The sequence below is a fragment of the Agrobacterium sp. 22-210-1 genome, from assembly GCF_053522525.1.
This window is the reverse complement of record NZ_JBNWCI010000003.1, coordinates 682,739-696,095: the sequence shown is the minus strand read 5'-3', so window position 1 is coordinate 696,095 and position 13,357 is coordinate 682,739. Positions and strand designations below refer to the sequence as shown.

Genomic DNA, 13,357 nt, shown 5'->3' with positions numbered 1-13,357 from the left:
TTTTAGAGGCCAAGCTTGCCTTTGACGGCGTCCGCACCCGGCTTGCCATCCAGCGTGGTAACGCCCTGCAGCCAGCCATCCAGCGCCTGCGGATTTGCCTTCAGCCAGGCTGTTGCCGCCGCCTTGGAATCCTCGCCACCGAGAATGGAACCCATCAGGGTATTTTCCATGCCGATATCGAATTTCAGGTTCTTGAACAGCGTCGCCGCATTCGGGCATTGCTGCGGCCAGCCGGTGCGGGCGAGCGTATGGACTTCCGCGCCGCCGAAATTTGGGCCGAAATAGGTGTCACCGCCGGAGAGGTAGGTGATATCGATCTTCTCATTCATCGGATGCGGCGCCCAGGCAAGAAAGACCACGGCCTTCTTGTCCCTGCCCGCCCGCTCCACCTGCGCCAGCATGGCCTGCTCGCCGGATTCGACCAACTGCCAGCCTTTCAGGCCGAAATCATTGGCATCGATGATCTTCTGGATATTCTGGTTGGCCGGTGCACCCGGCTCGATGCCATAAATCTTGCTTTCGAACTCATCGGCGTGTTTGGCGAGATCGGCGAAATCCTTGACGCCCTTTTCCGCCATGTAAGAAGGCACTGCCAGCGTAAACTTTGCGCCTTCAAGGTTCTTCGTCATCACCTCGGCCGCCTTGGCCGCGTTCAGGTCATCGACGAAGGATTTCTGGGCCGGCATCCAGTTGCCGAGAAAAACGTCGATCTCGCCGTTTTTCATCGCCTGATAGCCAATCGGCACCGACAGTGTCTTGACGTCGGCCTCATAACCCAACGCATCGAGCAGAACGGAGGCGACGCCATTGGTGGCGGTAATGTCGGTCCAGCCGGGATCGCTGAGGCGGATCGTCTTGCAGGCCGCGTCATCGGCCGCCTGAAGCGGGGTGGAGAAGGCCGCCACGGACAGAATGAGACCGGCGGCGATGCGATGCAGATGAGAAATGGTTTTCATTGCGGCTCCCCTTTTATTAGTCCAGTTTATTGAACACCACATTGTTTTTGCCTGTGAAGCGGGTATTTTTCGATAGTTGATATAAGGAATTTTAATGTCAGACCGACCGCTCGATCTGGGATGGATGCGCATTTTCACCGAGGTTGCCCGCCGTGGCAGCCTGACGGCTGCGGCGGCATCCCTGCGGCTGACCCAGCCAGCCGTCAGCTATCAGATTCGCAGGCTGGAGGAGGAACTGGGCGTGGCGCTGGTGCAGCGCAGACATCGCGGCATCGAACTGACGACGGAGGGTCGGAGGCTGTTCGAGATCGTTTCGCGCAATGTCGATGCCATCGATCTTTTGGCGCAGCAGCTCCGCCGAACGGAGGAGCGGCAGACCATCCGTCTGCACACGGACTATGCCTTTTCGTCCTTGTGGCTCATCCCGCGCATGCACGGATTTCGCGCCCTCAATCCTGATATCAATATCCAGATTGTCGCCACGCAGGATCCGCTCGGCCAGGGCAAACACGATAGCGACGTGATGATCATTTTCGGCACGCGGCAGGAGGCCGGCGAAGGAGCGGTATTGCTGCTCTCGGAGAAGGTCACACCGGTCTGTTCCCCGGCGCTCCTGGCGGAAACGCCAGCACCGGCAGGCGTCGCTGATTTTTCACGGCGGAAGCTCATCCACCTAGAAAATACCTCGCAGGCCCACTGGTTCGACTGGCCGTCCTATTTCAAGCACTTCGGCGTGCTGAGAACGGCCGAGCATGATGGCGGCGATATCAGCTTCAACAATTACACCATGGTGGTGCAGGCAACCATCGGCGAACAGGGTTTCGCGCTCGGCTGGGCCGGGCTGGTCGATCCGTTGCTCGAGGCCGGAGTGCTGGTAACGGCAGGCCCGAGCCTTGATGCGCCGGGACGCGGCTACTGGCTGATGCGGCCGAAAAGCAGCGATAGCGCGGTGAGAAAACTCACCAGCTGGCTGATCGACGAGCGGCGATGACGCCGCCCGCCAGCCTGTACCGTTTCCGGTTCAGATGGGATAATGCAGCGGCCCGTCCTGCAGCGTGACCCAGCGCAACTCGGTGAATTCCGCAATGCCCGCCGTGCCGCCGAAACGGCCGTATCCGGAGGCCTTGACCCCGCCGAAGGGCATCTGCGCTTCATCGTGAACGGTCGGGCCGTTGATGTGGCATATGCCGCTTTCAATGCGGGCTGCAATGGAAAGCGCCCGTGCCTGATCCCTGCCGAAAATCGCGGCGGAGAGGCCGAACTCGGTTTCATTGGCGATGCTCACCGCCTCATCGATGCTGCCGGCCCTGATGATGGAGACGACAGGACCAAAACTTTCCTCCGAATAGAGCCGCATGGCGGGAGTGACGCCATCGACCGCAATCGCATCGAGCATCGTGCCGTTCCCGCCGCCTCCGGCGACCTGTCGTGCACCCTTGGAGACGGCGTCATCCACCAGCGCCCGAATGCGGGCGGTCGCTTCGGCGCTGACCAGCGAGCCGAGCGGTGTTTTGCCCTCACGCGGATCGCCGGCCGTGAGGCTCGAAGCTTTTTGGGCGAAGGCCTCCACAAATGCATCGGCGACGCTGTCGAGCACGATGATGCGCTCCGTCGACATGCAGATCTGGCCCTGATTCATGTAAGCGCCGAAGGCGGCAGCCGCGACAGCCGCATCGATATCGGCATCGTCGAGCACGATGAACGGCGCCTTGCCGCCAAGCTCCAGAAGCGCCGGCTTCAGGTAACGACCGGCTGTTTCAGCAATCACGCGGCCGACACGGGTCGACCCTGTGAAATTCACGCGTCTGACGGCGGGGTGCGCGATCAGCGTATCGACGATCTTTGCGGCATCTTCCGGCGCATTGGAGACGGCGTTGAGCACGCCCTTCGGCAGACCCGCCGAAGCAACCGCCTCGATGATCAGCGCATGGGTGCGCGGGCAAAGTTCCGAGGTCTTCATCACAACCGTATTGCCGCAGGCAAGCGGCGTGGCGATGGAGCGCACGCCGAGAATGACAGGCGCATTCCACGGTGCGATGGACAGGACGACGCCCGCCGGCTGGCGCAGTGCCATCGCCATGGTTCCGGGACGGTTGGAGGGAATGATCTCGCCCTTGATCTGGGTCGTTAGGCTTGCCGCCTCCACCAGCATGTCGCTTGCCAGTTTGACGTTAAAACCGGCCCAGGCATCGGTTGCGCCGATTTCTTCCTTCATCGCCTGGGTAATATCAGGCCCGGCGGCAAGAAGCGCCTGCGCGGCAGCCAGAAGCAGGCGGCGGCGTTCACCGGGCGGCGTTGCCGACCAGACCGGGAAAGCGGCCGCCGCGGCATCGGCGGCACGGGTAGCGTCCTCCACCGTTGCCGCTGCCGCACTGGTCGCCACGTCGCCGGTAATGGGGTTGCTGCGTTCGAAGCGCTTGCCGCTTGCGGCCGGGCAATGGTCGCCGGCGATGAAAAGATTGACAGTCTGCATGGTCTTCCTCCTGAATTCAGACAATGGCGGCGGTGGTGCCGCCGAGAAACGCCCGTTGCACGGCGGGATCGGCGGACAGGGCCTCAGCCGTGCCTGCCCCGACGATCCGCCCTGCTTCCAGCAAATAACCGCGATCGGCAAGCGCGAGGCTTTCGCGCACATTCTGCTCCACGAGCAGAATGGAAAGGCCGCTCTTCTTGATCTCCGCCAGGGCGGCGAAAAGTTCCTGCGTAACGATGGGCGCAAGGCCAAGGCTCGGCTCATCCAGCAGCAGATAATCGGGTGCGGACATCAGCGCCCGCCCGATGGCGACCATCTGCTGTTCGCCGCCGGACATGGTGCCTGCAAGCTGCTGCCGCCGCTCCGCAAGGCGCGGAAACAGCGAGAAAATATGCTCTCTTGTCGCCTTTTCCGCCGAACGTGCATGGCGGGGATTGGCGCCGAGACGGAGATTGTCCTCCACCGTCAGCGCCGCGAAAATTCCGCGTCCCTCCGGCACCAGCGCCACGCCCCGTTCCACGATCTGATGGGCGGGGACAGCGGCAAGCGACGCACCGTTGACGCGCACGTCGCCAGAGGCCGGCGCAACCACGCCGCCGACCGCTTTCAGCAGTGACGACTTGCCCGCACCATTGGCGCCGAGCAGCACCACCGTTTCGCCCTTGGCGACATTAAGCGATATGCCGTCAACCGCGAGATGTTTGCCGTAGCGGATTGTCAGTGCGTCTATTTCAAGCATGTGCCGCTCCCAGATAGGCGGAAATGACCTGCGGATCATCAAGCACCGTCGCCGTCGGCCCATCGGCGATCTTGCGACCGGCCGCCATGACCACGGAGCGCGGGCAAAGTGCGCGCACGGCGGCCATGATATGTTCCACCAGCAGGATCGTCGTTCCCTGCGATGCCAGCCGCCGGATCAGCGCTATTCCTTCCTGCAGCTCCGTGGGGTTGAGGCCCGCAAGCCATTCGTCAAGAAGCAGAAGCTTCGGTTCGCCCGCCAGCGCACGCGCCAGTTCAAGCCGCTTCTGGTCGATATAGGTGAGATCGCCGGCAGGCAGGGTCTCCCGTCCGGCAAGGCCAATTCTCTCGAGGCAGGCACGCGCGACCTTCTCCGCCTCGGGACGTGAAAGCCGCTGCGGGCCGAACATGGCCGACACCGCGACATTTTCGAGCAGTGAAAGCGACGGCAAAAGCCGCACGAGCTGAAAGGTGCGCGCCACGCCGGCGCGCGCAATCACATCCGGCCGTCGGCCGGCAATCTCCTGCCCTTTGAGCCGTATCGACCCTTCGGTCGGCTTCAGCGCCCCGGAGATGAGGTTCATCAGCGTCGTCTTGCCGGAACCGTTCGGCCCGAGCAGCCCGACGACCTCGCCGGCCTTAATGGTGAGGCCGAGGCCATCCACCGCCTTCAGCCCGCCGAAGGTCTTGCGGATATCGGTGATTTCGAGAACGGCGCTCATGCGGCTTTCTCCTTTTTGCGCAACTTCTCCAGCGCCGCGAGCACGCCATCCGGCAGAACAAAGACGATGAGGATGAAGAGAGCGCCGAGAATGATGGAAAAATGGTTGGGGAAGTTCGCGCCCAGCCACTCGAACAGCAGGAACAGCGGCACCGCACCGAGAATGGGTCCCCAGCGGCGTGTGGCTCCGCCAAGCAGGGCCATGATGACTGTGAGGAACGATACCTGCGGATTAAAGACGATGGCCGGCTCGATATAGACCCAGCGCGGGGCCTGAATGGCGCCGACCAGCGTGATGAGCGTGGCCGACAACACGAAGAGCGTCAGCTTGGTGCGGGCGAGATTGATGCCCGCATGGGCGGCCACGACCTCGTCGTCACCGATTGCCTTCAGCGCCAGTCCGAGCTTGCTGCGGTCGATGAGGATCGCCAGCAGGAGGGTGATGACAGCCAGCGCCAGCAATTGCCACAGCACATGCTGCGGCTCCAGCGGCAGGAAGATGTAACGCCCCAGCGTGCCGGTCACATTCACCTCATACCAGGTGATGAGCTGGCGGATAAGTTCGGCAAGGCCGAAAGAAAATATCACGAAATAAATGCCTGCGACGCGCAGCGTGGAAAGCCCGACGACAAGCGCCAGCGCCGCGCCGACAAGGGCCGCACACAGGAGCACCACCGGCCAGGGCAGAACCTCGCTCAGCACCGCGACCGTATAGGCCCCGACACCGAAGAAGGCGACGGTGGCGAGCGAAATATAGCGGGTCGGGCCGGAGAACATCGCCCAGGCAGAGGCGAGCGTCGCATAACCGAGAAGGCCGATGATGACACCCACGCCATAGGCATCGAAAAAGAAAGGGGAAAGCGCCAGCAGCGCGGCTGCGGCAAGACCGATGAGAAGCGGGATCATTTGCCCCTCCTTGCGAAGATGCCTTCCGGACGCCAGAGCAGCACCACGAGGAAAAGCAGATAGGTGGCGGCAAGCGTGAGGCCGGGATCGACATAAACGAGCACGAAGGTTTCCACGAGGCCGAGCAGCAGCCCGGCCACCAGCGCGCCGAGCAGATTGCCGACACCGCCCATGATGACGACGACAAGCGCCTTCATGGTGAAAACCACGCCATAGGAGGCGGAAAAGGTCTGGTACATCGAAATCATCACTCCGCCCGCCACGGCGAGTGCGCCGCCAAGAGCAAAGCCGATCGAGGCCACGCGGTTCACATCGATGCCGACCAGCGGCGCGGATTTGGGCGCAAGCGCCACCGCCCGCAGGTTAAGGCCCCAGCGGCTGTGGGTAAGCGCGAGATAAAGCCCGCCGCCAATCGCGACCGACAGGCCGAAGGACAGGAGCCGGTTCAGCGCCACCGTCGTGCCGAAGATGTCGACGCCATCGGCGAGATAGGAATAGGAATGGTAGTTGCCGCCGAATATCACGAGCATGATGCCCTGGATAACGAAGAGCAGCCCGAAGGTCGCCAGAATGGAATCAACTTCCAGACGGCCGGAGCCGCCCGAACGGCGCACCAGCGGCCGCATCATGACCCGGTAGATCACGAAAGACAGGCCGTAACCGAGCGGCACGATGATGAAAAGCGACCAGAGCGGCGACAGGCCATAACTGGAAAACAGCACGAAGGCGATGAAGGCAGCCGCAATCAGCACTTCGCCATAAGCGAGGTTCATGATGCGGGCGATGCCATATTGCAGCGAAAGTCCAAGCGCGATCAGCGCATAGGTCCCTCCCAGCATCAAGCCGAAGATGAGGGTGGATAAAAACAAGGGAATGTCTCCAGTATGGAAGATGGCCGAAGCCTTCCGGCCGGGGTTTACGGCCCCGGCCGGCAAAGGTTCACCATTGCGGCTTCGGAACGACCGGCTTCGCCGCGCCTGCACGGTCCGCGGGCGCAATCGCCACGAAACGGTCACCCTGCCATTGCCCCGCCCACCAGAGCTGGCGAAGCTGGTTGTCTTCAAGCTTGACCGGGCCGATCACAGTCTCGAAGCTTCCAGTCGAAAGCTCGCCCGCGACTGCCGCCTTGTCGAGACCGACGCGCTGGATGGACTGGGCCAGCATTTCGAGGCTCGCATAGGTGATGGCACTTGCCCAGCTGTCCGGCTTGGTGCCGATGAAGGCTTCGTGGCGTTTGAAATAGTCCTCGATCTTGTCGCTGCTGCCATCGACGCCGCCGATGCTAATCACGCCTTCCTGCTTGCCATCGGAAACCTTCGGGAAGATCGGGAAAGCGCCGCCGACGCCAACATAGAGAACCTTCGGGTTAAACCGGGCCGTCTGTGCCTGTTTCGTCACCGCGAAACTGTCGGGCGGATAAGAAAAGGCGATGAAGCTGTCCGCACCGCTCGACGCCGCCTCGTTCACAAGTGCTGCGAAATCCGAAGTGCCGACCGGATAGGTCTTGTCATAGGCGAGTGTGAAACCCGCTTCCTTCAGCGCCGGCCGCGCGGCCTTGATGAGATCGATACCGAAACCGTCAGCCACGGAAATCACCGCGACCTTGTCGTTGATCTGGCCGGCATCGCGCGCAGCTTTCAAAACATCGGCCAGCGCATTGGCATAATCATGACCGCCGCCCAGCATCCAGAAGCTCTTTTTCCAGCGCGCTGCAAAATCCGGCGCCTTGTCGGTCACGCCGGTCACAGCCAGCTGTGGATAACCGAAACGGTCGTAAAGCGGCGCAACGGCCAGATTGAAGCCCGTGCCCCAGGGCGGCAGAATGAAATCGACCTTGTCCTGGCTGGCCAGACGCTCGGTGAACCGCACCGCATCCTCGGCCGAGGAGCGGTCGTCATATTCGACCACTTCCACTGGCAGGCGCTTGCCATCCGGCAAAGTGAGACCACCGGCATCGTTGACCTCCTTCACCCATAATTTGTAGTTCGGAATGGTGGTGATGCCAGCACCCGTGGCATTGGCGCCGCTTTTGGAAACGGCATAACCGATCTTCACCGAGGTGCGGTCCTGCGCAATGGCGTGACCGAAAGATACCGCCGACAGGGCAGCACCGGAGAGCAGGCAGAACAGCGTTCTGCGCTTCAGATTATTCATGATGTTCCTCCCAAAGCGCCTTATCGGGGTTGCCGTTCTCCTCAAGGCTTTCCCCTGCGCTGATCAAAGTTTAGCAATGACAGCCACATATAAAATGCACTAATGTAGCGCATTATTGTACTTTTGGAGGATGAATGCCGCTGTACAGCCAGATTGCCGGCAATCGCGTGGAGATCACGGCACGCACCCTCGCCTCGACGCTGCGCATATCCGAATTCCGGCTGGAATCGGATAGCGCCCATCTGCTTCTCCTTTCAGCCGGGGAAGCGGAGATAATACAGGGCGAAAAGACGTTGCCTGTTCCGGCACCGGGGCTTGTCTGGCTCCCCATCGGCCCCGCCGGCCGCCTGCGGCTGAATGCCGGAAGCCGTGGATCGCTGCTGAAGACGAGCGAAATCGGGCTTGCCCATGCGATGCCCACCGGCATGAGCGCGAGCACCGTGCGCAATATATTGCAGCGTGTTCTGACGCAGGTGCCGGCGGAAAAGGACCGGCAGGAACTTGCGGGTTATCTAGAGACCATCGCCAGCGAAAATGTCCGCGCGACAACCGGTTCGGACACGATCATCGCCAGCCTGCTCTCCGTCACGCTCATCCGCATCTGCCAGCACGCCATCGCCGATATTGCCGCAGCCGTCTCCACGCCCGGCAGCCTTACTGAACGGTTCGTCCTGCTGGTCAGCCAGCACAAGCGCGACCAATGGGGTGTGGAAGACTATGCGAGGCAACTCGGCGTCAGCCGCGAACGCCTTGGATTTGCGGTGCGCAAGGCGACGGGGCTTTCGCCGCAGGCCTATATTCATCGCGAACTGCTATCCGAAGCGCGCGATCTTCTTCTGAATTCTTCACTGCAAGTCGCTGAAATCGCATTCCGATTGGGATTTCAGGACCCCGGCTATTTCAATCGCTTCTTCACCCGCAACGAAGGCACCTCACCCGGCCGTTTCCGGCGAATGGGGATGCGCATGCAAAACGTGCCGCCGCCATCCTATGCGGCATGGCCGTGACTGTTCTGGTGTGAGAGCGCCACGCCGGCACCGGCAGGGTGAGTCCCTGCCGGTGCGCTTTATTCCAGTCAGAAAAACCTACCACCCCAGACCTTCACTCGGTCGCGATCCGTTTTGGAAGGACGAGATCATCGACGGAATAGGCGTGGAATTCGCTCTTCGAAACCGTATCCAGTCGCCTGAATTTCTCAACGAAAACCGGGTCGGTAAAGAACTCGTCGACATTGCCGGCATCCTGGATCGCTTCGATATTGACGACGGTCAGGCCGTCCTTGCTTTTCGCGAGGTTGCTCCAGAGAAATCCTTCCTTCCGTTCCGCAACGTAGTGGACAACGTCCTGGATGATGGCAAAGGCTTCTTCCTGCTTGCCCGGGTGAACGTGGATGACGTTGACGATGAAGGTTGTGGCAGCAGGCGCGCCTGAAAAGTAGGCAATCGGTGTCGTTTCCATTGATATCTCCGTTTGATACGCACAGCCCTTATCGGCGTGGCACGGTCTGGATATCTCCTCGGAAATAGCGGATAAACGGGCCGCAACTCTCAACATATCGGAAAATATTTCCGCAATGGGGCAATCTTGGACAAGCTTGGTACGCTCGGCATCTTTGTTCAGGTGGCCGAAGCCGGTAGTTTCGTCGCGGCGGGACACCGTCTGGGAATATCCGGCTCCGCGGTTGGAAAAGCCGTCGCCCGGCTGGAGGACGAACTGGGGGTTCGTCTCTTCAATCGCTCGACGCGCAGCATCGCCCTCACGGAGGAAGGCAGCTATTTTCTGGACACCTGCCGGCGCATCCAGTCGGAATATGAGGAAGCGCAGGCGAAACTGTCGCGATCACAGGCCGTCCCGCGCGGGCAGCTGCGTGTCAGCCTGCCGCTTGCGGGCATGCTGCTGATGCCGACGATATCCGCTTTCATGAGCACCTATCCAGAGATCAATCTCGATCTCGATTTCACCGATCGCATCGTCGATGTCATCGAGGAGGGTTTCGACGCCGTGATCCGCACCGGCGATTTGAAGGACACACGCCTGATGAGCCGAAAGCTCGGAACATTCCGGCATGTGATCGTCGCGTCGCCCGAATACTTGGCCGCACACGGTTACCCCAAAACGCCGGAAGATCTGCTCCTGCATCGCTGCCTGCACCACCGCTTTGCCAATTCCGGCAAGCTGGAACCCTGGCCACTCGTTCGCGATGGGCAGGAAATCAAGCTGAACCTTCCGGCAACCACCGTGGCAAGCACGCTCGAGCCGTTGATCCACCTCGCTCAGCACGCCTTCGGCATCACATGTCTTCCACTCTTCGCAGCCGCATCTGAAATCGCGGAGGGAAAGCTGGTATCCGTGCTTGACGACTATCTGGCGGCGACCGGCACCTTCAGGGTGCTATGGCCCACAAGCCGGTATCTATCACCCAAGGTGCGTGTATTCGTAGACTATATGGCGGCCAATCTCTTCAAGCCGTGAAGACTTAACAGACGTCTACCCCGGGGATAAATCGCATGCGGCTAGATATTGCTATCTTGCAGCCGCGCGACCCCACTCCGGTGCCGCCCGATCGGCAGCATCATCGGCTTGCCCGATGTCGGATCTTCGATGACCCGGCTTTCGATGCCGAAGACCTGGCGGACATTCTCTTCCGTCAACACCTCTTCCGGCGTGCCGCAGACATGCAGCTTTCCGTCCCGCATGGCCACGAGATGATCGGCATAACGGGCCGCGAGATTGAGATCGTGCAGCACCATGACGATGGTGGTCTGCCGGGCATGGTTAAGGTCAGTCAGAAGGTCCAGCACTTCGACCTGATGGCTGATATCGAGGAAGGTGGTCGGTTCATCCAGCAGCAATATGTCGGTCTGCTGGGCAAGCGCCATGGCGATCCAGACGCGTTGCCGCTGGCCGCCCGAAAGTTCATCCACCGGCCGTTCGGCAAGCTCCACCGTATCGGTGGCGACGAGGGCTGCCGCAACCGCCTCGTCGTCCTGCCGCGACCAGCGGGCGAAAAGGCCGTGGTGCGGATGCCGGCCACGGCTGACGAGATCAGCCACGACAATGCCCTCCGGCGCGATCGGCGACTGCGGCAGCAGGCCCATGCGCTGCGCCAGTTCTTTCGAAGGAAGCCGGTGGATCGACTTGCCATCAAGCAGGACCTGACCGGCGCGGGGCGTGATGAGCCGAGACATGCTGCGCAGCAGGGTGGACTTGCCGCAGGCGTTGGCGCCGACAATGACCGTGATCCTGCCGCGCGGAACAACAAGGTCCAGCCCTTCGATAATAAGGGTTTCACCGTAGCCGGCGGAAAGGCCGCTTACGGAAAGGGAGTGGCCGGTCATAACGAGCCTCCGCTGCGGTTGACCCGCACGATAAGGTAAATCAGATAGGGCGCGCCCAGCGCGCCGGTAACGACGCCGACCGGGTAACGGCCCGGCAGCAGGAACTGGCCGCAATAATCCCCCACCAGCACCAGAACCGCGCCGACAAGTGCTGCGGGAATGAGCAGCGAGCTGTTGCTGCCGACGATACGCGCGGCGATCGGCCCCGACAGGAACGCGACAAAGGCAATGGGGCCTGAGACCGCCGTGGCAAAAGCGATCATCCCCACGGCGGCGATGATGACGATGATGCGCGTTTTCCCGACCCGCACACCGAGCGCGGCGGCCGCATCATCACCGAGGCGGAGCGCCTCAAGATCGCGCGCACGGCTGATGAGCAGCCCGCCGAACAGGATAAGCGCGATGAGGAGCGGCGAGGTCTGGGCAAGTTTGGCGCCATTGACGCTGCCCGTCAGCCAGCGCATCGCCTCCTGAAGCGTCCAGGCGGGCGCGACGGAGAGAATATAGGCGATGAAACTCTCGAGCATGGCGGAAACGCCGATGCCGACAAGGATAAGCCGTGTTCCCGCCACGCCGTTGCGGAAGGACAGGAGATAGACCAGCAGCGCGATGCCAAGACCGGCGATGACGGCAAAGACCGAGACGAGCGGCCCGTTCAACTGCAGCACGACGATGGCGAAGACGGCGGCAGCGCTCGCGCCGGAACTGATGCCGATAATATCGGGGCTGGCGAGCGGATTGCGCAGCATGATCTGGAAGGCAACACCGCCCAGCCCGAAGCTCAGCCCGGCCAGCACAGAGAGCAGCGCGCGCGGCAGGCGCAGTTGCCCAACGGTGAAACTGACGCCGGCAATATCCTCGCCAGCCAAGACGCGGATCACCTCACCGGGCGGCGTAAAGGATTGCCCCAGCATCAGCGTCAGGGTGAATGCGGCAATCACGAGGGCCGACAGAATGGCGATGACAAGGCGACGCCGGCGGTGGCGGGTCTGGCGGTTCAAGACCAATGTGTCGATGACGGCAGCGTGCATGGTCATAGTTCACGCACCCGCTGGCGTCTGACGATCCAGATGAAGAACGGCGCTCCGACCAGCGCGGTGACGATGCCGACATCGAGTTCCGACGGCCGTGCGACGATACGGCCGACAATATCGGCAGCAAGCAGCAGGCAGGCGCCGCCAAGCGCGGAAAACGGCAGCAGCCAGCGATTGTCGACACCAACAAGCAGGCGGGACAGATGCGGCACCACCAGCCCGACAAAGCCGATAGGCCCGCAGATGGCTGTGGCCGCACCGCAGAGCAGAATGGCGCCGAAGGAGGCAACGGCTCTGGCGACAGCGACATTTTCGCCAAGGCCGGCAGCAAGCTCGTCTCCCAGCGCCAGCGAATTCAGCCTGCGCGCCGAAAGCAGGCTGATGGCAAAACCGGCGGCGAGAAACGGCAGCACGGTCTCGATGCGCTCGAAGGTCGCGCCGCCGACGCCGCCGATCTGCCAGGCGCGAATGCCACCGGCAATATCGCTGCGCGGCAGCACCACGGCGATGACCAGTGACGAGAAGGCAACGGATGTGGCGGCACCGGCAAGTGCCAGTTTCAGCGGCGTCGCCCCGCCGCGTCCCAGCGAACCAACGACATAAACGAAAACGGCAGAGATACCTGCGCCAACAATCGCGGCAATGATGAAAGCCTGCGAAGAGGCAATGCCGAACCAGACGATGGCGATGACGACGGCGAGCGACGCACCCATATTGACGCCGAGAATGCCGGGATCGGCCAGCGGATTGCGAGTGACGCCTTGCATGATCGCTCCTGCCAGACCGAGCGCCGCACCGGCCAGAAGCGCAAGTACCGTGCGCGGCAGGCGGACCGCGACGGCCGCTTCCGCAACCGTCTCAACCCGGCCGGCAAGCGCTGCGGTAATATCGGCCAGCGATACGTCACGCGTGCCGATGGCAACCGAAAGCGCGCAAAGGACCGCAAGTAGCGCCAGCACGATGCCAAGCCAGAGTGCGCGCCTGCGGCTGGAGCGACCGGCATATGGCAGGGTGGGAGCGCCGTCGGTCCCAGGCAT

General features: G+C 61.9%; 14 protein-coding genes. 3 read left to right on the top strand and 11 right to left on the bottom strand.

What is annotated here, in order from left to right; all coding sequences use genetic code 11:
- Positions 1–2 precede the first annotated feature (2 nt).
- Positions 3–956: a choline ABC transporter substrate-binding protein gene (locus tag ACQZ5F_RS21505; RefSeq protein ID WP_225338162.1), complete on the bottom strand. Its 954-nt coding sequence runs from the start codon at positions 954–956 to the stop codon at positions 3–5.
- A gap of 94 nt (positions 957–1,050) precedes the next feature.
- Here ACQZ5F_RS21505 and ACQZ5F_RS21500 point away from each other — a divergent pair, with 94 nt between their 5' ends.
- Positions 1,051–1,947 (top strand): choline sulfate utilization transcriptional regulator, encoded by an 897-nt coding sequence (locus ACQZ5F_RS21500; RefSeq protein WP_225338161.1) that lies wholly within the window; start codon positions 1,051–1,053, stop codon positions 1,945–1,947.
- Positions 1,948–1,977: 30 nt separating this feature from the next.
- Here ACQZ5F_RS21500 and ACQZ5F_RS21495 read toward each other — a convergent pair whose 3' ends face one another.
- The 6 genes from ACQZ5F_RS21495 to ACQZ5F_RS21470 form a co-directional block, all read right to left on the bottom strand.
- Positions 1,978–3,429, bottom strand: coding sequence for an aldehyde dehydrogenase (locus ACQZ5F_RS21495; protein WP_225338160.1), 1,452 nt, complete (start codon positions 3,427–3,429; stop codon positions 1,978–1,980).
- 16 nt (positions 3,430–3,445) lie between these two features.
- Positions 3,446–4,168 (bottom strand): ABC transporter ATP-binding protein, encoded by a 723-nt coding sequence (locus ACQZ5F_RS21490; RefSeq protein ID WP_225338159.1) that lies wholly within the window; start codon positions 4,166–4,168, stop codon positions 3,446–3,448.
- Complete coding sequence (locus ACQZ5F_RS21485) at positions 4,161–4,889, bottom strand: ABC transporter ATP-binding protein (RefSeq protein ID WP_225338158.1); 729 nt, start codon at positions 4,887–4,889, stop codon at positions 4,161–4,163. The genes ACQZ5F_RS21490 and ACQZ5F_RS21485 overlap by 8 nt, the downstream gene beginning before the upstream one ends.
- Complete coding sequence (locus tag ACQZ5F_RS21480; RefSeq protein ID WP_225338157.1) at positions 4,886–5,794, bottom strand: branched-chain amino acid ABC transporter permease; 909 nt, start codon at positions 5,792–5,794, stop codon at positions 4,886–4,888. Before ACQZ5F_RS21480 ends, ACQZ5F_RS21485 begins: the two co-directional genes overlap by 4 nt.
- Positions 5,791–6,663 (bottom strand): branched-chain amino acid ABC transporter permease, encoded by an 873-nt coding sequence (locus ACQZ5F_RS21475; RefSeq protein ID WP_225338156.1) that lies wholly within the window; start codon positions 6,661–6,663, stop codon positions 5,791–5,793. The genes ACQZ5F_RS21480 and ACQZ5F_RS21475 overlap by 4 nt, the downstream gene beginning before the upstream one ends.
- 70 nt (positions 6,664–6,733) lie before the next feature.
- The gene (locus ACQZ5F_RS21470; RefSeq protein ID WP_225338155.1) at positions 6,734–7,948 is read right to left on the bottom strand and encodes an amino acid ABC transporter substrate-binding protein; all 1,215 of its coding nucleotides are present in this window, start codon (positions 7,946–7,948) and stop codon (positions 6,734–6,736) included.
- 134 nt (positions 7,949–8,082) lie between these two features.
- On the opposite strand from ACQZ5F_RS21470, the gene ACQZ5F_RS21465 reads away from it, so the two are divergent.
- A complete protein-coding gene (locus tag ACQZ5F_RS21465; protein ID WP_225338154.1) occupies positions 8,083–8,955 on the top strand; it encodes a helix-turn-helix transcriptional regulator in 873 nt (290 codons plus the stop codon).
- Between the two features lie 94 nt (positions 8,956–9,049).
- Here ACQZ5F_RS21465 and ACQZ5F_RS21460 read toward each other — a convergent pair whose 3' ends face one another.
- Positions 9,050–9,406, bottom strand: coding sequence for an antibiotic biosynthesis monooxygenase (locus ACQZ5F_RS21460; RefSeq protein WP_052820426.1), 357 nt, complete (start codon positions 9,404–9,406; stop codon positions 9,050–9,052).
- A 126-nt stretch (positions 9,407–9,532) separates the two neighbouring features.
- Between ACQZ5F_RS21460 and ACQZ5F_RS21455 the strand changes: the two genes are divergently transcribed.
- Positions 9,533–10,420, top strand: a complete 888-nt coding sequence (locus ACQZ5F_RS21455) for a LysR family transcriptional regulator (RefSeq protein ID WP_225338153.1) — start codon at positions 9,533–9,535, stop codon at positions 10,418–10,420.
- Positions 10,421–10,461: 41 nt separating this feature from the next.
- Here the strand turns inward: ACQZ5F_RS21455 and ACQZ5F_RS21450 are convergent, their stop codons facing one another.
- The 3 genes from ACQZ5F_RS21450 to ACQZ5F_RS21440 are packed head-to-tail and all read right to left on the bottom strand — an operon-like array spanning position 10,462 to position 13,357.
- Positions 10,462–11,286 carry an ABC transporter ATP-binding protein gene (locus ACQZ5F_RS21450; RefSeq protein WP_448730946.1) on the bottom strand — a complete coding sequence of 275 codons (825 nt, stop codon included), beginning with the start codon at positions 11,284–11,286 and terminating at the stop codon, positions 10,462–10,464.
- Positions 11,283–12,323, bottom strand: coding sequence for a FecCD family ABC transporter permease (locus ACQZ5F_RS21445; RefSeq protein ID WP_448730945.1), 1,041 nt, complete (start codon positions 12,321–12,323; stop codon positions 11,283–11,285). Before ACQZ5F_RS21445 ends, ACQZ5F_RS21450 begins: the two co-directional genes overlap by 4 nt.
- Positions 12,320–13,357 (bottom strand): FecCD family ABC transporter permease, encoded by a 1,038-nt coding sequence (locus tag ACQZ5F_RS21440; protein ID WP_432704559.1) that lies wholly within the window; start codon positions 13,355–13,357, stop codon positions 12,320–12,322. Before ACQZ5F_RS21440 ends, ACQZ5F_RS21445 begins: the two co-directional genes overlap by 4 nt.

Bases quoted from the DNA above. Each gene is read 5' to 3' on its own strand.
- ACQZ5F_RS21465 (WP_225338154.1), top strand. From the start codon at position 8,083: ATGCCGCTGTACAGCCAGATTGCCGGCAATCGCGTGGAGATCACGGCA.
- ACQZ5F_RS21460 (WP_052820426.1), bottom strand. From the start codon at position 9,406: ATGGAAACGACACCGATTGCCTACTTTTCAGGCGCGCCTGCTGCCACA.
- ACQZ5F_RS21440 (WP_432704559.1), bottom strand. From the start codon at position 13,357: ATGCCTGGGACCGACGGCGCTCCCACCCTGCCATATGCCGGTCGCTCC.
- ACQZ5F_RS21490 (WP_225338159.1), bottom strand. From the start codon at position 4,168: ATGCTTGAAATAGACGCACTGACAATCCGCTACGGCAAACATCTCGCG.
- ACQZ5F_RS21470 (WP_225338155.1), bottom strand. From the start codon at position 7,948: ATGAATAATCTGAAGCGCAGAACGCTGTTCTGCCTGCTCTCCGGTGCT.
- ACQZ5F_RS21450 (WP_448730946.1), bottom strand. From the start codon at position 11,286: ATGACCGGCCACTCCCTTTCCGTAAGCGGCCTTTCCGCCGGCTACGGT.
- ACQZ5F_RS21500 (WP_225338161.1), top strand. From the start codon at position 1,051: ATGTCAGACCGACCGCTCGATCTGGGATGGATGCGCATTTTCACCGAG.
- ACQZ5F_RS21445 (WP_448730945.1), bottom strand. From the start codon at position 12,323: ATGACCATGCACGCTGCCGTCATCGACACATTGGTCTTGAACCGCCAG.
- ACQZ5F_RS21495 (WP_225338160.1), bottom strand. From the start codon at position 3,429: ATGCAGACTGTCAATCTTTTCATCGCCGGCGACCATTGCCCGGCCGCA.
- ACQZ5F_RS21505 (WP_225338162.1), bottom strand. From the start codon at position 956: ATGAAAACCATTTCTCATCTGCATCGCATCGCCGCCGGTCTCATTCTG.
- ACQZ5F_RS21480 (WP_225338157.1), bottom strand. From the start codon at position 5,794: ATGATCCCGCTTCTCATCGGTCTTGCCGCAGCCGCGCTGCTGGCGCTT.
- ACQZ5F_RS21485 (WP_225338158.1), bottom strand. From the start codon at position 4,889: ATGAGCGCCGTTCTCGAAATCACCGATATCCGCAAGACCTTCGGCGGG.